The organism is Sulfitobacter sp. LC.270.F.C4 (assembly GCF_032922545.1).
Taxonomy (GTDB): Bacteria; Pseudomonadota; Alphaproteobacteria; order Rhodobacterales; family Rhodobacteraceae; genus Sulfitobacter; species Sulfitobacter profundi.
In genome coordinates, this window is sequence record NZ_CP136692.1 from 3,244,609 (window position 1) to 3,262,365 (window position 17,757).

Genomic DNA, 17,757 nt, shown 5'->3' on the forward strand with positions numbered 1-17,757 from the left:
TGATTCCTCACCTGTCCCAAACTACACGAAAGCCGTGGTGGGTTGTTGCGCTGTCCGGCGAGGTGCCCGAGCGAGCCGCAATGCGGTAGCGATAGCAATAACTGCGATGGCACAAGAACGAGCCACCCTTGGACAGCTTGTAGCCTTTCATTTCGCTTAGGCGCTTCTTGACGACCTTCTTCAGCGACCGGATACGATAGCTATCCGAAGTCCACTCCCAGACGTTTCCGACCATATTGTAAAGACCATAGCCATTCGGCTGGAAGGAATGTGCAGGCGCCGTCGTGGCGTAACCATCCCGCGCTGTATTTAGCTCCGGAAATCGTCCCTGCCAAATATTGCAGGGCATGAAATCGCTGTCGTTTGGCGCGGCGTCTCCCCAGGGGAAGGGCACGTCACCCAGCCCGCCGCGTGCGGCGTGCTCCCATTCCGCCTCGGTTGGCAACCGGCCGCCGACCCAGTTGCAATAGGCTCGGGCATCGTTCCACGAAACGTGTACAACAGGATGATCGGGGTGGCAGACGTCTTCGGTGCCGGGCCCGTTCGGCACGGACCAGATTGCCCCATCGACGCGGCGCCACCATTCGATCGCGACTACGCCTTCGGTCGGGCCATGGCTTTCGGGCACCTGCGCCCAGAATACGAAGGACCAGCCAAACCTTTCGGCCTCGGTTACATATCCTGTCGCCGCAACGAAATCGGCGAATTCGGCATTGGTGACGGCAATCGCACCCATCGCAAAGTCATGCACCCGGACCCGACGTAGGGGGCTTTCGCCATCATCCGGAATCTGCGGTGCGTCGGTGCCCACAAGCGCAGTGCCACCCGGAATGACCACGGCATGTTCGGCCAGCCTTCTTTCGGTGGCGCGACCCGCGAACCGCGCGGCGGCGCGAGGTGAAGAACATTCGCGCGACGGGCTACAGCAGGCCTTGTCTGTCGTCAGACTATCACCCATGTCTTTTCACCTCCTCAAGCGTTTTGGCGCCCATCTGTATCATGTTATTTTCAAGATCCTGCTTCAGGACAAAATAGGCATGGTTGCCTCCCCTACTGCCAAGCGCTGCGACGGCATAGAGGAACCCACGGCCCAACAGACAGAAATCCGCTCCGCGCGACAACGCTCGCAATATGTCCAGCCCCCAGAGCACGCCGCTGTCAAACAGGACCGGCACCCGACCCGCCACTTTTTCCGCGATCTCGGGAAGCGCGTCAATCGACGCCCGCGCGGCATCGAACTGCCGTCCACCGTGGTTGGACACAATCACTCCGTCCACACCGCAATCGATGGCCTTTTCAGCTTCCTCCGTGCCCAGCAATCCCTTGACCACAAGGTTGCCCTGCCATTGCTGCCGCAGCCGGGTGACGGTGGTCCAGTCGGGCCGCCCATCGACGATCGTGCCTACCATCTTGGCGCTGTCAGCCATGGCGGAAGCGGGGAAATATTTTTCCAGCGTCCGGAACCTTGGTTGACCGTGCCGAAGGGTCTCCAGGGCCCAGACGGGCCGCTGCGCGACTCGCCAGAAGCTCAGCGGCGTGACCTTGGGAGGCACCGTCAGGCCCGCTGCCAGTTGGCGTTCGCGGCGACTTCCGACCGGGACGTCCAGCGTAACCACCAGGGTCCGGATGCCGGCCGCAGCGGCACGGGCCAGAATATCGTCTTCGATCTCGGGCTCTTTCAAGGGGTAGAGCTGGAACCAAGCATTCTCGCCAGCAGCCGTCGCCACCGCTTCAGGCGTCTCGTTGGCAACCATGCTGAGCGTATAGGGAAAGCCATTCTCCCGCGCTGCGCGGGCCAGGATGAGTTCGGCGCCCGGCCAGATGAGGCCCGACATCCCGACCGGAGAGGCGCCGAACGGCACGCTGTAGTGCTGTCCGAAAAGGCTGGTGTTGGTGTCGGGATGATAGCGGCCTTGCGCCACTTTAGGCGGCAGCAAGACCCGGTCCATTGCTGCGCGGTTCTCACCGACCAGCCGTTCCGCCCCGGTGCCGCTGGCCAAGTACTCCCAGGCAAAGAACGGCATCCGCCGTCGGGCGCGCGGAATCAGGTAGCTGAGAGCCGGGTATTTTGCTTCGTATGTCGCCATTTAACCTGCCTTCAGCATCACACCGGGGTTGAGCAGGCCGAGCGGATCGAAGACCTGTCTAATGCCTTGCATTAGGCCGAGTTGGGCGGAGTCTTTCCGCGCCGCCAGCGTTGCGACTTTGGTCCGCCCGATCCCGTGTTCCGCGCTGAAGGATCCGCCCAGCTCGGTTAGAATGTCGCCTACCCGCCTCCCGAACCCTTTGCTGTCCAGCGCGTCCCAGTCGTGCCCCTCGGCGGCGACCACCGCGTAATGGACGTTACCGTCTCCGAGATGCGCGACCAGAAGCGGACGCAGATGGGCCGTATCGGCCAGCGGTGCAACACGACCGACGAACTCGGCCACGCGCGCCAGCGGCAGAGAGACATCAAGCGTCAGGAAGTGCCCCTCAGCCTGAATGGTTTCCAGAACCGCCTCGCGCAGCGACCATAGGTCGATACGTTGCTGTTCGGAGGTGGCAAAGAAACCGTCGGTCACCAGTTCGGCTTCCATCAGGATTTCCACTGCCTCCAGCATCAACGCATCAAGCCTGACGGTACCGGTCTCGTCGGTCTCGGCATCCGAGGGCCGTGTCGAGGCCAGTTCAACGAGGATCCCGTGTTCGGGCAGATCGTCAAGCGGCGCGCGCAGGGCGCTGTGGTGGCGCAGGATGGCGCGTATTGATTCAGCGGGGAGCCATTCGAAAGCCTCCACCAGCCCGCCCGATGCATCCTGCAACGCGTTGAGAACATCCAGCGCCGCCTTCAAGTCGGGCACCGCCAGAAAGGCAGTGGAACGCGACTTGGGCGTCGGCGACAGTTTCAGCACGGCACCGGTGATGATGCCGAGGGTGCCTTCCGAACCAATCAGCAGGTTCTTGAGGTCATAGCCGGTATTGTCCTTGCGCAGCCCGGTCAGGCCATGAACGACCTCGCCGTTGGGCAGCACCGCTTCAACACCGAGACAGAGATCCCTGGCGTTGCCATAGCGAAGAACGTTGGAGCCGCCCGCATTGGTGGCCAAAGCGCCGCCGATCGTGGCAGACCCGCGGGCCCCGAACATTAGCGGATAGTCGAGCCCCTCGGGCGCCACTGCGTCCTGTACTCTTTGAATGACGGCGCCGGCATCGACGGTCACAGTGCGAGCCCGCGCATCGATGGACCGGATCCGGTTCATCCGTGTCAACGAAATCAAAAGACCGCCCTCCTCCTGTCCCGGCACGCTGCCGCCCGCGACCGAGGTGTTGCCGCCCTGCACGGTCACCGACACGCCTTGCGCGCCCGCCAGCTTGACTACGGCCGCCACCTCTGCGGTGCTGCCCGGTCTGACCACCGCGAGCGCCGTGCCGGTCCAATGCCCGGTCCAGTCGGTCAGGTATCCTTCGGCGTCGGACTCGGTCAACACATGCGCCGCGCCGACGATTTCGGAAAGCTGGTCTATCAGACCTGTCATCCCGGCCCCACTGGTGTTCTGTTTGGCCCGATGTCGTTCGGGCGCGATTGCAGATACCCCATCAACTCGTCCTGTAGGCTGGCACGGCGCGGGTCGTCGAACAGGTTTGTAATCTCGCTGGGGTCAGCGGCCAGATCGTACATCTCTCCTGCGCCGGACCGCAGGTCCATCGTCAGCTTGGCGTCCCGGGTGCGCACCGTGCGCAGCGACAGGGCAACGCCGACGCGGTTGGGCAACAGTTCCCATTCCATCATCGCGAAGGCGCGTGGCGCATCACCCTCCAATTGCGGGCGCAGGGACTGGCCGTGCTGTTCAAGCCCGGGCGCGACACCGGAATAGTCATAGAGCGTCGCGGCGATGTCGAGGGTCGAGACGGGCTCGGCCACCACCGCCCCGCTCCGGACACCAGGACCCTTAGCCAGAAACGGCACGCGCAACAGCCCCTCGTAGGGCATCGGGCCTTTCAGGATATGCCCGTGGTCGCCCAGCCAGTCACCGTGATCGGACGTGTAGATGACGATGGTGTTTTCGCCGAGGCCGGAGTCTTTCAGCAGGGTCATGATGCGCCCTACCTGTTCGTCGATGAAGGCGATCTGCCCGTAGGTGTTGGCGATGATCTCGCGCAGCTGATTGTCGGTCTGCGGCTCGATTCTGGAATAGTTCGACCTGACGGCAACCTCGGCCGCATCGCCCTCCGGTTTGTTCTCGACCGCGGCGCGATGCCACCATGGGCGATTGCCAAGATCGCGGGTTCGATGTTCGGGCAGGTCGACCTGGGCCGGGTCGTGCAGGCGGGACCACGGCTCGGGGCAGTCGAAGGGGTGATGAGGATCGACAAAACTGATCCAGGCGCAGAACGGCTTGTTCGTGTCGCGGCCGTGTCGCAGCCATTCCATCGCGCGGTCTGCTGTCCAGGGCGTGTAGTGCCAGTTCGTCGGCAATTGCGAATGCCACGTCTGGCCGGCGCCCTTGGTATCGCCGCGGCCGTCGCGATAAAGCTGCGCTTTCTCGGCTCCGTGCCCGTCGGCATGGAAAAAATGCTCGTAATGCAAACCCTCAGGCGGGGCCAGCGGCGGATGGTTGGACGGACCCGAAAGCATGAGTTCCACATGGCCAAATCCCATGTAAGGACCCGTCCATTCGGGGCCGAAATCGACCGAAGACAGGATCGACTCGGGTCGTCCGGTAGGCTCGCGCGCGTCATAGCTGGAAAAATGTGCCTTGCCGAAATAGCCGGTGTCATAACCCGCCCGGGCCAACGTCCCTGCAAAGCCCCGCTCGCCCGTATCCTCGTCAAGGTCTATCCCGTTGTCATGCACACCATGCGTCCGGCACAACTGTCCCGTCAGGATCGAGGCGCGCGCTGGCTGACAGACCGGCGCCGGGCAAATCGCTGCGGTAAAGCGCGTGCCGTCCCGCGCCATGCGGTCGAGGTTCGGCGTGCGAACTGCGCGGCCTTCGACGCCAAGGCAATCGCCGCGATGCTGGTCGGCGGTTATGATCAGGAAATTGGGCTGGGCCACTGGACGCCTCCTCAGTAGGAAATCATGACGGGAATGGTGGCATTAGCGAGCACATGGCGAGTCAGACCACCGAGCAGTTCCTCGCGGAAGATGCCCTGCTCGTAGACGCCCATAAACAGAACGCCCGCATCGACCTTGTCGCAATAGGCCAAGAGCTCTTCGCCGAAATGGCGGCTGCCGCCGGGCAAGCGGATCCGGTCCGCCCTGACCCCGTGACGCGCCAAGAGATCGACCGCGCCAATGCTGTTGGCGGGCTTGTGCATCCTGTCCCCGGAACTGACGATGTCCACCTGGGACTTGGTTTCGAGATAGAGCATCGCGTCGTGGATCACCCGCGAGGCGGCCTTGCGCCCGTCGAACGCGACGACCGCGCGCTTGTCCAGACTGGCCGGGTCAAAGGGCGAGGGCACTACGAGGATCGGGCGGCCGCTTTTCAGCGCTACCCGTTCAGGGTGCAGATCGATTGCTGGATCTGATTTGCGGGCATTCGGACCCATGATCGCCACGTCGTACATCACGACGTATTTGGCGAGCGTATCGTCCGGCTCACCGCTCAGCGCCAGCCAATGCAGCTTGTTCGGCGGCACCCGACCCTCGGCGTCGATACGAAAGCCCTTTTCCACCATCTCTTCCTTTTGGCGAATGCCATCGTCCATGATTGTGCGCACATTGCCCGGCACCCAGTTTTCAGCCGTGAACCGGTCACGGTGACCATAGTGCACAAGCATGCCAGTCAGATGCGCGTCGTATTTTGCCTGCATCAGAAAGGCTGCTTCAACAGCGCCACTGGAACCTGTGCTCTTGTTAACGGCAACGAGGATATTTTTAACAGCCATCAGGCATCCCTTTCTGCTTCGACGGCCTTGTTGGCCTCGGTTTTTTTGGATCGAGAGAAGAAGATAACAACGGCAACCGATAAGGCGAGGAAGAGCAGCGACGTTGGGCTCTTGAACAGGAACCATGGATCGCCCCCCGAGACAGCGAAGGCTTGCCGTAACCCTTGTTCGAGGTTGCTTGCCAGTATGAAAGCAATAACGAAGGGTAGCGTCGGGATCCTCAGCTTACGCAGGAGATAACCCAGGACGGCGAAGGCCAGCGCGAAGTAGACGGCAGTGAAACTGGTTTCTTGGGCATAGATCGCCGTAAGGGTCAGCAACAATACCATCGGCAGAAGCACCTGGCTTGGTATCTTCGACATTATACCGCAAGCTGCCATGATTCGACCGCCGATCACCCAGTTGAACAGATTGGCTATCATCATCGCGGTGAAGAGACCGAAGGCGATCACCAGTTCCGGGTTCACCTCTGATGTCGTGAACCGAAAGACAGTCGGCCCAGGATTGAAACCGCCTATCGATTCTGCGGCAAGTATGATAAAGACCGCTCCGACATTGCCGGGGATGCCGAGTGAGAGAACAGGAATTAGGTTGGAGCCGGACACCGCGCTATTCGCCGCTTCGGTAGAGGCTATGCCTTCGGGCGTGCCTTGGCCGAATTTTACTGGGCCCTTGTGAATCTTTTGGCCTGTGGCATAGCCGAGCGTCGCCGCCAGAGTCGAACCGATGCCCGGCAGGGCGCCGATGATTGTTCCGACGAGAGCCGAGATACCGATGAAGGGCATCAATGCCTTACACTCTTTCCAGCTTAGGCGATTGTCGCTGGACTGGGCCACCTCCTCAGCCTGTACTTGCGAGCGCTGCTCGCGCCAGAGATTCTCAAAAGCGACCAGTACTTCGCCGAGGATCAGCACACCCATGACGGCGGCGATCAGCGGAACGCCAGATGCCAGGACCTCAGTACCCAGCGAAAGGCGGGAATAAAAATCCTCGCCGGTACCGATTGATGCGACCAGCAACCCCAGAAAGGCAGCAATCATGCCTTTCATGGGCGACACGCCGACCACGGCCGAAATGAACGCCATAGAGAGAATGATGAGCGCTGCCTTTTCGCCGAAGCCCAGATAGGCTTCTACAATGATCGCGAGAAACGGTGCGCAGGTGAAGAGCACGAGATCAGAAAACGTGTCTCCGGACACCGAGGCGAAATGTGCGGTCCTGAGAGCTTTGCCAGCTTGGCCCTTTCGCGCCATCGGATAACCGTCGAGCGTGGTCATCATCGCATCCGGCGTACCGGGTGTATTGAACAGAATTGCCGGTACGGCGCCGCCGACCGTTGCGCCTTTCATCACGCCGACGAGAAAACCCAGTACCGGCAACAGCGCGTCCGGTGTGAAGCCGAAGATCGACAACAAAATCGGTAAGGAAACTGCCATCAGGAAAGGTCCGGCCAGTCCGGGTGTAGCACCGCCGACGACGCCCAGGAGGAAGCCGCCAAACACCATCAGGACAGTCAGGGGGATGTCGAAGCCGAAGATCTCGAACGCGACGGGCCCGGCAAAGACGGCCAGCACACCGGCCCAGACATATTCCAACGGGGACATTAGAAATCTCCATTCGGCGGTAAGAGGATGGTGTCGAAAGGCACGTCGAAGATGAGGATAAGTCCCAGCACGGCGAGAACCGAGCTGATGAAGCGCACCCAGCTAAGCCGGCCTTCAATCAGCGAAGTCAGGCCAAAGACGAGGGTGAACCCGCCGAGCACGAAACCGATGTACTTCCAGGGAAATGTTGACCTCATCTGGCGGTAGGTCGCAGCTTCGTCACCCGAGGGTCCGAGCAGCGCCAAGGCCAGCGGACCGGCCCAGTACATCAGGATGAGCGACAGAGCCACGAGACCACCGAACACCACGAAGAACACCAGGGTCAGGCGGTCGAACGGCGGATCGACATCTGCATCCTGCTGCCGGCGCAGCTGCAGGACGAGGTGAACCGACGAAAACAGCAAGATCCCGCAACCGGCGACTGTCGGCAGCATCGCGTCACCGATGGAAAGCTGCCGGCGGAATTCATAGATGGCGGCGGTATCACTGTCGAGCGGAGCCCAGACGAACGCGGTCAGCGCAGCAAGGACAGCAAAGACCAAGGCGAGCCAGATTTCGACCTTGCGTGAAAGCATCACGGTTTCTCCAGGTGGTTGGGGATGGGCCGACCTTTAGGTCGGCCGCACAGAGCAGGATTACTCGGCCGAGGCGTCGAGCAGCCCGGAGGCAGCATCGTAACTTTCCTGCATGAGCGCCTCCAACTCGGCGCCTTGCACCACGACCGGTCCGGCGAAAGCCTTGTTCGTGAATTGCGCCAGCTTGCTCTCCGGGTCGTTCAGGATTTCGGCGATGTGGTGCTGCCAGGTTTCACGCGCCTCTTCGGGGATGCCCGCGGGCGCAACGACGATAAATTTCACACCAAAATCGTAGGGAAGATTGAAATCCTGCACCTGCGGCGCATCGGGCTGCATCAGAAGCGGCTCGGTTTCGGCACTGGCAAGATTGGTGATCTCGCCCGCCTTCACCGCTGCGGTCTGCGCGCCGGCAGACCAGCCGATATCGACGTCATCGGCCACCACGGCATTCAGACTGGCCTTGCCGCCGCCCGTCATGACCGTGGTGAAGTCGATCCCGTTGTTCTTACCCAGAACATAGGTGGCGTCGGCCAGCCGCTGACTCATAGCTCCAACAGTGATCCTTTCTCCGGCCTTGGCCGCCTTGATCACGTCCGCCAGCGTTTCCCAGCCTCGCGAACGCTTGGCAATGACCCCCATCTGTGTGCCCGCGAGGGTCGAGAGATAGGTGAAATCGTCAAGCTGGTAGGGGGGGTTCGGCATCGCTTGAATAGCGTAGGTCGTAGCCTCGGATACGGTCACGCCGATCGAATGGCCATCGGCAGGTTCGCCTTTTAGAGCAGTCGCCATGGTTAGACCGCCCTTTCCTTCGGCATTTTCAGGAATGATTTCCCAACCGTAGCGTGTATTGATTTCTTCTGCCAGCAGGCGGCCGAGAGTATCAGCCCCGCCGCCGGCGGCAAAGGCAATCATCATCTTGACCGGACCTTGTGGCTCCCAGCCCTCCGCTTGGGTGCCTGTGGCCATTGTAGTAACGACGAGTGCGATAGCGGCGCTCTTAATCTTCGCGAATTTCATGGTTTCCTCCTCCTTGTTCGCATTGGTCTTTTTTAGGTCACGGGGACAGGCGTAGCGCCTGATGGTCCGGTGTGATAAGCTTTTTCCGGACCACCGAACCGCGCGACCAGCTTGTCCTGATCCGCCTTGGCTCGGGCATCGACACTGGCGGGATCGCAGATTGCGTGCAAAGCATTACGCATGCGGTGCTCCTGCCTGGCATAAGCCGGATCCCCCGCCAGGTTGCGCCGTTCCAACGGATCGCTTTCGAGATCGAAAAGCTCTGGGGCATAGCCGACGTATTCGTGATATTTCCAGCGTGCATCTGCGACCATGAAGCCACCGCTCGGGGAATTTGCCGCGTGGTACTCGGAAAAGACCACGCGCGCGGGATCGTCGGCTGAGCTTGCAATGTCCGTCAGCGATCGCCCCGACCATGCGCGGTCTGGCGGCAGGTCGAAGACCTGCGTGATCGTCGGCAAAATATCCATCAACGACACCGGCGTTTGCACTTCCCTGCCAGATACAACGCCCGGACCAGCTACGATTAATGGCACTTGCGTTGATTCACGGTAGAGCAAAGATTTCCCCCACCGTCCGCGCATACCGAGATTTTCTCCGTGATCCGAAGTAAAGATGATCAACGTATCTTCGGACTGCCTTGAGGCATTGAGCGCGTCGAGTACCTTGCCGATCTGGTCGTCGACAAAGGTGCAAAGTGCATAATACGCCGCGATCGCCTCGCGCCGACGCTGATCGCTCCCCAACTCCGTGTCGCTGTCCTCGATATCGTTCATCCGTGCGACCCAGGGATGCGCTTCGTAACCATCGATCCCGGGGCGCACCGGGGGCAGCGACATGTCGTTAACCGGATACAAGTCCAGGTATTCCTGCGGCACAGTCAGCGGAAAGTGCGGCGCCACGAAGCTCACAAAGGCGGCCCAAGGCGCAGTCACCCGGACGGGTTGTCGCAACCAGTCAACGGCCGCATCGGCAACAGCCCTATCAAATTGGTTATACTTCGACAATCCGGCACCTATCCGACCCAGCATGCCGCCACCCTTGTTCTCCTTGGGAAGGGGATTGCGCACCGAACCCCAGACCTGGCCAATGCCGTTCAAGATATGAATTGGCAGGATCTGGCGATCGAATCCCGTACTATCGTCGGCATTGCGGTAGTGTAGCTTGCCGATGCTGGTGACGGATACCCCGCCGGCCTGCAGGGCGTGACCCCAGCTTGGAATGGCTCCGTCATAAGCCAATGCGTTGTCCCAATAGCCGCTTTGATGCGGGTAGCGTCCGGTCGCAATCGCGGCGCGCGCCGGCACGCAGATCGGACTGGGGGTATAAGCATTGCGAAAGACCGAGCCTCGCGCCGCGAGCCGATCAAGGTTCGGCGTTTTGACATGGCGGTGACCCAGGATCGATAACGCGCGGGCCTGATGTTCGTCGGCCATGATGAACAAAAGGTTTTTTGGCGTAGTCATCACTTTTCCATAAGTCCCGATATTGGTGCTTCTTCTTCAACTACCCAAATGGTAGCATGTCTAAATGTCTCACGCAACGTTAATGTTGCAAACTCAACAAGGATGAGGAATGCAATTTTCCGCCAAGACACTCGCAGAACAACTGGAGCGCGTTCGAACCCTTGAATCCAGATTGACCTTCCGGCTCTCCGTGCTCAGCAAACTGCTGGATCAACAGGCGCAAACGATGCTGGACGGAACAGGGATCAACTTGACCGGCTACCGGATTCTCAATGTCGTCAACACGATCGGCAATACGTCGATCTCTGATATCAGCCGATTTTGCGGCATAGATCGAGCACAGGTCAGCCGAAGCGCAAGCGAGCTTGAAAAGCAAGGGTTGGTGAAATTCGAGAAGGATGCCGTCAGCAAGCGCAAAAAGCTGGTTGGGATTTCGACCGACGGCCGCGCGCTCCTTGAAGCAGTCAAACCCGCGTTCGTCGAGAGGAACAAGAAACTGGATGAACTACTTGGTACCGAGAGAAAAGCCGCGGTCACCGAAGCCATCAATCTGATGACAGATCATGTTCTTCGTTGATGGGAAAAGATTCCAGCCGGTTTTCGTCACATTTCCATAACCATCAGGTTATCGCCAACCACGATTTCGCACAGGAAGCATCTTACCTGTCAGATATGTCACCTTCCGGATTCCCCCTTTACCTCCGCCGGCGCCCCGCGGTCTGGATGGGTTTCAGAAAAGGCCGGGTGCTTAAGGCACCGCGCCTGAATATCCGCGATGCGCGGCCAATTCGAAATCTCAAGCCCCGCCCGCTGCGCGTTGCGGGCTTGGGGCACGAGGCAGCAATCGACCATGCTCGGGGTATCGCCATAGCCGAAGGCACCCATGTCGGGATGGTCGAGTTGCACCTCAAAAGCGTCCAGTCCGCGCCGGAGGTAACGATGCATCCACTCGGTCACATCGCCACCACCAGAGGCATCCCGCGCAACATCCATATTGGTCACCACATGGGTTTCCATCGCGATAATATGCGACAGCATCCGAACCCGCGCCCGAGCTGCGGCATCCTTAGGCAATAAGCGCGGCCCGTCTCGTGTCTCCTCAATGTATTCCAGAATCGCGAGGGACTGCGGGATGGTCAGGCCGTCGATTTCCAGCACGGGCACCGTGCCCTGTGGGTTGAGCGCCATGAAGGCCGGCGTGCGATGCGGCTTGCCGATGATCTCGTGCATCCGGGTGGCGTGGTCGATGCCTTTGAGCCGAAGCCCCGCCCTGACCCGCCACGCGGCCGAGGATTGCCAGCTGTCATGGAGGATTGGTGTCGACGCTGAACACATAGGCCTTACCCTGATACCGCGACGAGGGTGTCTGCGGTCAGCTGGCCATCGATCACCATCACATCGTGGTGCCCGTCGATGTCCACCACCGTGAAGTCCTCTCTCGCCGCGATGTCCGCTCGGAATTTTTTGAAAAGCGGGTTCGGATTCCGCGCCGCCTTGATGAAGGTCCGCGGCATGCCTCGGGCAAAAGGATCGCCGGTGACCGAGTCAAGGAAGGTGCGCGGTGGATGCGGCACAAGCCGGGGTTCGGCAAAGTCGGCCAGTTCTCCGGACAGCCCCCACATGTCCCCCCAGGCCTCCTTGGGGCGCACCGGCAGCAACTCGTTGGCGTTCGCTGCCTGCTGCATTCCCGCGCGAACTTCATCGGGAACAAAACTGGCTAAGCCTTGGCTATCGCCAGGAACCAGAGCGTCGAAATAGACCGCGTGAGCGATACGACTTTCACCCTGCCCCAAAAGGTCGGACAGGATACAACCGGCATAGGAATGCGCGACCAGGACGACTTCTTTAAGATCGTGCATGAACAGGTGATCCCTGATTGCTGTGGCATGGTCCGCCAAGCCGATGTTGGCGCTTGCCTCCGCACGCCTATCCCCCATTCCGGGAAGATCAGGTGCAGTCACGAAATGTCCCATCGCCCGCAGGGCTGCGACAGTTGGCCCCCAGGCCCAGCCGCCATGCCATGCCCCGTGGACAAGGCAGAACGTCTTGGGATTTTGTACCTGAGCCTTGATCTGGCGCGGTGCAGCCAGTGCAGCCCCGCTAATCACAGTGGCCGAAAGGGCCGCGCGACGAGTGAATTTCATTCTTCTCTCCCTGTTAATAGATATCGGTATTCAGAATGCACCTACACCGCCAACCCGAACCGCCTGGCCTTCTACCGCAACCGGAATCCTGTCCAGACATTCTCCGATGCCCAGCCCTTCAACACCTTCGCCGGTTGAAACCGAGAAACCTGCCGCATGGTTGGTACATCGCAATATGGTCTTGTCGGCCGAGATCAGCCTGTCGCCCTGGTGATCGAGCGGAAGGTATTGGTGCGGGCACGCATTGACATAGGCACGCACGTCATAGCCAAGCCGGACGACAAGTATGGGATAGCCATTGAGGTCGAGGCAAAGGGTGTTGCCGTCCGGAATCTCGGACAGGGCACAAATCCGGGTTCCTTCCAGGGGCGCGCCTCGATAGCTCTTCCACGCCTCGCTCATTTCAGGTCTCCGAAGCGGACGGCAGGCAGAATGGTGCCATCGCAGGGACCGAAGCCGACGCGACAATCGCCCTCACACCAGCCGGTACTGGTCACCGTGTCGCCGCCGGCGGAGAAAGTGCAGGAGCCGCCGTCGACATCAGTTGGGTCGCGGCCGTTCCATCCCAGTTCCAGCATCGAACCGCTCTCGTCCACCATTGGGGCCGAGCGGAAATGCGGTAAATCGAGACGCAGCATATCCAAGATAGGCTGGGCCGGGGGCCGCATCCGGCAGAGCCAGAAGCGCTCGTTAGAGACTCGCGGCGCTGTGAAGGGCGAGCTGCTGAGTTGCTCGGCCTTAGATCCGTAAGTGCAGCGCTGCGATCTGTTCTGCTCGCTTGGCAGCGCCGCCCCAATAGCCTCGGTTATGACGTCTTTGCCAAAGCCGGGCACGTAGCCCGCATTGTACTGCACCCGGCCCTTGGCAACGACGAAATCGCTTTGTGGCTTATTCATCACCCTTACTCCGCTTTCAGGACTCCGCGCTGAATCTGGTCTTCTTCGATCGACTCAAACAACGCCTTGAAGTTGCCCTCGCCGAACCCGTCGTCGCCCTTTCGCTGGATGAATTCGAAGAAGATCGGCCCGATCACCGTCTTAGAAAAAATTTGCAACAGAATGCGCGTCATACCGCCCTTAACCACGCCTTCGCCGTCAATTAGGATGCCATGCTTTTTCATCCGGTCGAGCGGCTCGTCGTGCCCCTGCACACGGTCATAGCTCTTATCGTAGTAGATTTCCGGCGGCGGCGGCATGAAGTGGATGCCGTTCGCCCCAATCAAATCGGTAGAGGCATAGATGTCTTCCGATGCAACCGCGATGTGTTGTATGCCTTCGCCATTGTATTCCTTCAGGTATTCCTCAATCTGACTTTTATCGTCCGAACTCTCGTTGATCGGGATACGGATCTTGCCACAGGGCGAGGTCAGCGCGCGGCTGGTCAGCCCGGTAATCTTACCCTTGATGTCGAAAAACCTGATCTCGCGGAAATTGAACGCCGTGGCATAGAACTTGTACCACGTTTCCATGTTGCCCTGCATCACGTTGTGGGTCAGGTGGTCAATATAGTAGAAGCCGGCGCCTTCGGGCTTCGGGTCGCGGTCGCCTATCCACTCAAAGTCGGCGTCATAAGGGCTTTTGCCCCCATCGTAATCTTCGATGAAGTAAAGCAATGAGCCTCCGATACCGACAACGGCAGGCGCGTCGATGGATTTGCCGTCGCCGGTATATTCTTCGGCACCATAGTCAAGTGCGCAGTCAAGGGCGTGCTTCGCATCGACAACGCGCCATGCCATTGCGGGGGCGCACGGACCGTGATCCTTCACGAATTGCGCAGCGTGGCCGTCGAGGTCGCGGTTGACGATGTAGTTCACGTTGCCCTGGCGATAAACCGAAATGTCCTTGGTCTTGTGATGGGCGACTTCAACATAGCCCATTTTGTTGAACAGGTCTTCGAGTAAACCAGGTTCGGGGTGCGCGAACTCGACAAATTCAAAACCATCGGTTCCGGCAATATTGAGTTCGTCGATCTTGGCTTTCGGTGCGTCGTGCGGAAACGGTCCCATTGGACTCTCCTGCTGTCTGCTGCGTGGATTCCGTGCCCTCCCCACGCTGTTCAAGCATTCCCCGGCCCGCGGGGCGCCGGGTCATCGTGCCTCCAGCGCAAAACGTATTTGCATCAATAGTGATGCAATGTCAACATTATTATTGACCTTGAGGTGCGAGATTGAGATAGAGCATGGCATTAAATCCACGTGAGGCCACGATGACACCAGCGCTTAAGAGAACGCTCCGCCGCCTGTCGCCGATCCGTTCTTGGTTCAAGGACGTTTCGCGGGAAGGGCTGCGCGACGACGCTCTGGCTGGCCTGACCAATGCAGCCATCGTGCTGCCGCAAGGCGTCGCCTTTGCAATCATCGCTGGGCTACCGCCAGAATACGGCCTTTTCACTGCCATCGTCGTATGCGCCGTGGCAGCCCTGTGGGGAGCGTCCATGGTAATGGTGTCCGGACCGACGACAGCCATCTCGGCCGTGCTCTTTGCGACTCTGTCGCAATTTGAATCGGCGGGCACCGAACAATTCATCGCATTGGCACTGATCCTGACGCTGATGGTCGGCAGCCTGCAACTTCTGGCCGGCTTGGCCGGGCTTGGCGGGTTTATTGCCTTCGTTTCTCATTCTGTGATCATCGGCTTCACGGCGGCAGCAGCCCTGCTCATCGCAACATCGCAGCTGGCAGGCGCTCTGGGACTTGTAACAGCAGGCGGTGGGGGGGCGTTCGAAAGACTCGAACGGGTCGCGGCACACATCGGCGAGACCAACGGCGCTGCCCTTGTCGTATCACTGGTCACTCTCGCCACCATTCTTGTGGTCGCGAGAATCGATAAACGCATACCTGCATACATCCTTGCGCTTGGGACAGGAAGCGTTGCGGCTTGGCTGCTTGGCGGACAATCAGCCGGGCTGCATCTTTTTGAACCTCTGGCGAGCGTTGTTCCGGCGGTCACCGTGCCGAATCTGTCGCTTTCTGTCATGGGTCAACTCTTCCCCGGCGCGGTGGCGGTCGCCTTTGTCGGTCTGCTGGAGGCCATATCCATCGGCAAAGCATTCGCACTGCGGCGAGGCGAGCGCTACGATTCCAACCAAGAGATCGTCGGGCAGGGCCTATCCAACATCGCAGGCTCGTTCTTACAATCGTATGCAGGGTCCGGATCCTTCACCCGGTCCGGCCTGAACGCCGAAAGCGGCGCCCGCACCCCGATGGCCGCCCTGTTCGCCGCAGGCTTCCTTCTGGCGGGCTTGTTTCTGGTGGCGCCACTGGTGCGTTTCGTTCCGGTGCCCGCCATGGCCTCGATTATCCTCTATGTCGCGTGGAAGCTGGTGAATACCGCCGAGATACGCCACATCGTGACCTCCAGCCGAAGCGAGACGCTGATCCTCCTGGCGACCTTTCTGACAGGCGTCCTGTCCGAACTCGACTTCGCGATCCTCGTCGGCGTGCTGGTGTCGTTGGCAGTCTTCATTAACAAGAGCGCCCATCCGTCGATCGGCGTTGGTGCACCGATGGAAAGAAATGGCCGCAGGGTGTTCCGGAACGTCTATGCCTATGATCTCAAGGAATGTCCGCAGATCGCGAACCTCAGGATCGAAGGACCACTGTTCTTTGGCTCTGTCGAACATGTCGACGAAAGATTTCGCGAAATCGAAGATCGGTTCGGGCAAAAGCGTGGCACCGTTCTGAACCTGAAGGGTGTTGGAAAGATCGACCTGACCGGCGCCGATTTCATCATCAACGAATGCCGCACAGCGCGGAAAAGAGGACAGGATTATCACCTCATCGCCTCGCACAAATCCTCACGCGACGCCCTGCGTCGGTTGCAAGTAATCGACGCCGTCGGCGAGGATCATATCCATTTCACGAAGTCGGACGCGATCCGGCAGGCGGTCGAAAAGGCCGACCACGACATCTGCCGTGCCTGCAAGGCTCGAATTTTCCATGAATGCTCGGGTAAGCCGGGCCCTGAGGCAGAGGACGGCGCAGGCTGATCACCAAGAACCATGACGCGCGAGCCCTCAACGAAACAACACCGACTTATAATGACAATGCCTCTAAATCCGTAAGCTAAACTGAAACTCGCAAGTCACTTTAGGTTTTCTTCAAACACCAAACCGATGCATTTCATTCTGTTTACCGTTGGCCTCGCGGCGCGCTGGCTTAGTTTTCAATCTTACTTCAGATGAAGTTCGGCTTCTTAACCCCAGCAGAATCGCCGAATACACCCGGCGAACGAACGTTTCCCCAAATTGACCGACCCAATCGAGGACCGACCAGAACCTCGGCTTTGAAGGCCCGCGTTGGCGGTTTCTCGAGCTCCCCGCTTCTGAGCGGCGAAACCACACTATTCGCAGCTTCCGTTGAAACTTAATGCTGAAATCGATTTTTGAGAATTTTGAAAATCGTCCCCCGAAAGTCTGATTGCGTCCCTTTACGCCCCCCCAAATTTGACCGGTTGAGGACTTCAGTCTACCACTTTTCTCCCGAACGCGCCGTATGTGAGTTTTTCAACATAATCGGCACTGAGCTGCCGTTCGCGAGGGATCGCAATGTCGTAATGCAACATCCATAAAGCCGATCTCTTCTTGTTTGGAATCGATTTGCCCTTCGGTTCATTGATTGCACCGCCGCTGAACAGTTCGTTCCTTCTTGGGTAATCTCTTTAACTGGCCGCTCAGACTTCCCCCGTTTGCTCGTCCAAAACACCCTGCAACCGGGTTAACAGGTCGTCCAATTGCTGTCGGTCTTCCGCGTTGAAGGTTTTCAGTACCACCGTCTCAAAGGCCAAAGCCTCAGGCACGATCTGTTGGAAGACCTCCAATCCCTTGTCGGTCACTTCGATTTCAACCAAACGATGATCCCGGTCGCTGGTCGACTTGGCAAGAAGGCTTGCTTTCTCAAGCTTTGACACGGCCCGACTGACGCTCGGCTTGTCGAGCGAGACACTATCATGGATTTCGCGCACCGACATTTTCTCACAATGCACCACATGCGCCAGTACCCGCCATTCCGGCGTCGAGAGACCGTAAGGGTCCCCGTAGACCTTTGACAACTTCTTGCTCATCTGGGTGGCCAATACAG

17 protein-coding genes are annotated in these 17,757 nt (G+C 59.5%); 2 read left to right on the top strand and 15 right to left on the bottom strand.

Features of this window, described 5'->3' with window-relative positions; genetic code table 11:
• Positions 1-7: 7 nt before the first annotated feature.
• From R1T45_RS19665 to R1T45_RS19705, 9 genes are read right to left on the bottom strand one after another with little or no spacing between them, the layout of a single operon-like run.
• On the bottom strand, positions 8-958 hold the full coding sequence (locus R1T45_RS19665; RefSeq protein ID WP_317390018.1) for a formylglycine-generating enzyme family protein: 951 nt from the start codon (positions 956-958) through the stop codon (positions 8-10).
• On the bottom strand, positions 951-2,087 hold the full coding sequence (locus R1T45_RS19670) for an alpha-hydroxy acid oxidase (RefSeq protein WP_317390019.1): 1,137 nt from the start codon (positions 2,085-2,087) through the stop codon (positions 951-953). The genes R1T45_RS19665 and R1T45_RS19670 overlap by 8 nt, the downstream gene beginning before the upstream one ends.
• Positions 2,088-3,515 (bottom strand): FAD-binding oxidoreductase, encoded by a 1,428-nt coding sequence (locus tag R1T45_RS19675; RefSeq protein ID WP_317390020.1) that lies wholly within the window; start codon positions 3,513-3,515, stop codon positions 2,088-2,090.
• Positions 3,512-5,038 carry a sulfatase-like hydrolase/transferase gene (locus R1T45_RS19680; protein ID WP_317390021.1) on the bottom strand — a complete coding sequence of 509 codons (1,527 nt, stop codon included), beginning with the start codon at positions 5,036-5,038 and terminating at the stop codon, positions 3,512-3,514. The genes R1T45_RS19675 and R1T45_RS19680 overlap by 4 nt, the downstream gene beginning before the upstream one ends.
• Before the next feature lie 11 nt (positions 5,039-5,049).
• Positions 5,050-5,874, bottom strand: coding sequence for a universal stress protein (locus R1T45_RS19685; protein WP_317390022.1), 825 nt, complete (start codon positions 5,872-5,874; stop codon positions 5,050-5,052).
• Positions 5,874-7,478 carry a tripartite tricarboxylate transporter permease gene (locus tag R1T45_RS19690; RefSeq protein ID WP_317390023.1) on the bottom strand — a complete coding sequence of 535 codons (1,605 nt, stop codon included), beginning with the start codon at positions 7,476-7,478 and terminating at the stop codon, positions 5,874-5,876. The genes R1T45_RS19685 and R1T45_RS19690 overlap by 1 nt, the downstream gene beginning before the upstream one ends.
• Positions 7,478-8,053, bottom strand: a complete 576-nt coding sequence (locus R1T45_RS19695; RefSeq protein ID WP_317390024.1) for a hypothetical protein — start codon at positions 8,051-8,053, stop codon at positions 7,478-7,480. Before R1T45_RS19695 ends, R1T45_RS19690 begins: the two co-directional genes overlap by 1 nt.
• A gap of 60 nt (positions 8,054-8,113) precedes the next feature.
• Entirely contained in the window at positions 8,114-9,070 is a 957-nt protein-coding gene (locus R1T45_RS19700; RefSeq protein ID WP_317390025.1) for a tripartite tricarboxylate transporter substrate-binding protein, read from the bottom strand.
• A 32-nt stretch (positions 9,071-9,102) separates the two neighbouring features.
• A complete protein-coding gene (locus R1T45_RS19705; protein ID WP_317390026.1) occupies positions 9,103-10,536 on the bottom strand; it encodes a sulfatase-like hydrolase/transferase in 1,434 nt (477 codons plus the stop codon).
• 109 nt (positions 10,537-10,645) lie between these two features.
• Here R1T45_RS19705 and R1T45_RS19710 point away from each other — a divergent pair, with 109 nt between their 5' ends.
• The gene (locus tag R1T45_RS19710) at positions 10,646-11,113 is read left to right on the top strand and encodes a MarR family winged helix-turn-helix transcriptional regulator (RefSeq protein ID WP_317390027.1); all 468 of its coding nucleotides are present in this window, start codon (positions 10,646-10,648) and stop codon (positions 11,111-11,113) included.
• Between the two features lie 98 nt (positions 11,114-11,211).
• On the opposite strand, the gene maiA is transcribed toward R1T45_RS19710, so the two are convergent.
• The 5 genes from maiA to hppD are packed head-to-tail and all read right to left on the bottom strand — an operon-like array spanning position 11,212 to position 14,685.
• A complete protein-coding gene (gene maiA / locus R1T45_RS19715) occupies positions 11,212-11,871 on the bottom strand; it encodes a maleylacetoacetate isomerase (protein ID WP_317390028.1) in 660 nt (219 codons plus the stop codon).
• Between the two features lie 5 nt (positions 11,872-11,876).
• Positions 11,877-12,680, bottom strand: a complete 804-nt coding sequence (locus R1T45_RS19720; protein WP_317390029.1) for an alpha/beta fold hydrolase — start codon at positions 12,678-12,680, stop codon at positions 11,877-11,879.
• 30 nt (positions 12,681-12,710) lie between these two features.
• On the bottom strand, positions 12,711-13,082 hold the full coding sequence (locus R1T45_RS19725) for a Rieske (2Fe-2S) protein (RefSeq protein ID WP_317390030.1): 372 nt from the start codon (positions 13,080-13,082) through the stop codon (positions 12,711-12,713).
• The gene (locus R1T45_RS19730; RefSeq protein ID WP_317390031.1) at positions 13,079-13,576 is read right to left on the bottom strand and encodes a homogentisate 1,2-dioxygenase; all 498 of its coding nucleotides are present in this window, start codon (positions 13,574-13,576) and stop codon (positions 13,079-13,081) included. The genes R1T45_RS19725 and R1T45_RS19730 overlap by 4 nt, the downstream gene beginning before the upstream one ends.
• A gap of 5 nt (positions 13,577-13,581) precedes the next feature.
• On the bottom strand, positions 13,582-14,685 hold the full coding sequence (hppD, locus tag R1T45_RS19735; RefSeq protein ID WP_317390032.1) for a 4-hydroxyphenylpyruvate dioxygenase: 1,104 nt from the start codon (positions 14,683-14,685) through the stop codon (positions 13,582-13,584).
• Positions 14,686-14,885: 200 nt separating this feature from the next.
• Here hppD and R1T45_RS19740 point away from each other — a divergent pair, with 200 nt between their 5' ends.
• Entirely contained in the window at positions 14,886-16,667 is a 1,782-nt protein-coding gene (locus tag R1T45_RS19740; protein WP_317390033.1) for a SulP family inorganic anion transporter, read from the top strand.
• A gap of 683 nt (positions 16,668-17,350) precedes the next feature.
• On the opposite strand, the gene R1T45_RS19745 is transcribed toward R1T45_RS19740, so the two are convergent.
• On the bottom strand, positions 17,351-17,740 hold the full coding sequence (locus R1T45_RS19745) for a MarR family winged helix-turn-helix transcriptional regulator (protein WP_317390034.1): 390 nt from the start codon (positions 17,738-17,740) through the stop codon (positions 17,351-17,353).
• Positions 17,741-17,757: the final 17 nt, after the last annotated feature.

Coding starts and splice junctions, on each gene's coding strand:
- R1T45_RS19665 (WP_317390018.1), bottom strand. CDS start 958: ATGGGTGATAGTCTGACGACAGACAAGGCCTGCTGTAGCCCGTCGCGC.
- R1T45_RS19670 (WP_317390019.1), bottom strand. CDS start 2,087: ATGGCGACATACGAAGCAAAATACCCGGCTCTCAGCTACCTGATTCCG.
- R1T45_RS19675 (WP_317390020.1), bottom strand. CDS start 3,515: ATGACAGGTCTGATAGACCAGCTTTCCGAAATCGTCGGCGCGGCGCAT.
- R1T45_RS19685 (WP_317390022.1), bottom strand. CDS start 5,874: ATGGCTGTTAAAAATATCCTCGTTGCCGTTAACAAGAGCACAGGTTCC.
- R1T45_RS19690 (WP_317390023.1), bottom strand. CDS start 7,478: ATGTCCCCGTTGGAATATGTCTGGGCCGGTGTGCTGGCCGTCTTTGCC.
- R1T45_RS19695 (WP_317390024.1), bottom strand. CDS start 8,053: ATGCTTTCACGCAAGGTCGAAATCTGGCTCGCCTTGGTCTTTGCTGTC.
- R1T45_RS19700 (WP_317390025.1), bottom strand. CDS start 9,070: ATGAAATTCGCGAAGATTAAGAGCGCCGCTATCGCACTCGTCGTTACT.
- R1T45_RS19705 (WP_317390026.1), bottom strand. CDS start 10,536: ATGACTACGCCAAAAAACCTTTTGTTCATCATGGCCGACGAACATCAG.
- R1T45_RS19710 (WP_317390027.1), top strand. CDS start 10,646: ATGCAATTTTCCGCCAAGACACTCGCAGAACAACTGGAGCGCGTTCGA.
- maiA (WP_317390028.1), bottom strand. CDS start 11,871: ATGTGTTCAGCGTCGACACCAATCCTCCATGACAGCTGGCAATCCTCG.
- R1T45_RS19720 (WP_317390029.1), bottom strand. CDS start 12,680: ATGAAATTCACTCGTCGCGCGGCCCTTTCGGCCACTGTGATTAGCGGG.
- R1T45_RS19725 (WP_317390030.1), bottom strand. CDS start 13,082: ATGAGCGAGGCGTGGAAGAGCTATCGAGGCGCGCCCCTGGAAGGAACC.
- R1T45_RS19730 (WP_317390031.1), bottom strand. CDS start 13,576: ATGAATAAGCCACAAAGCGATTTCGTCGTTGCCAAGGGCCGGGTGCAG.
- hppD (WP_317390032.1), bottom strand. CDS start 14,685: ATGGGACCGTTTCCGCACGACGCACCGAAAGCCAAGATCGACGAACTC.
- R1T45_RS19740 (WP_317390033.1), top strand. CDS start 14,886: ATGACACCAGCGCTTAAGAGAACGCTCCGCCGCCTGTCGCCGATCCGT.
- R1T45_RS19745 (WP_317390034.1), bottom strand. CDS start 17,740: ATGAGCAAGAAGTTGTCAAAGGTCTACGGGGACCCTTACGGTCTCTCG.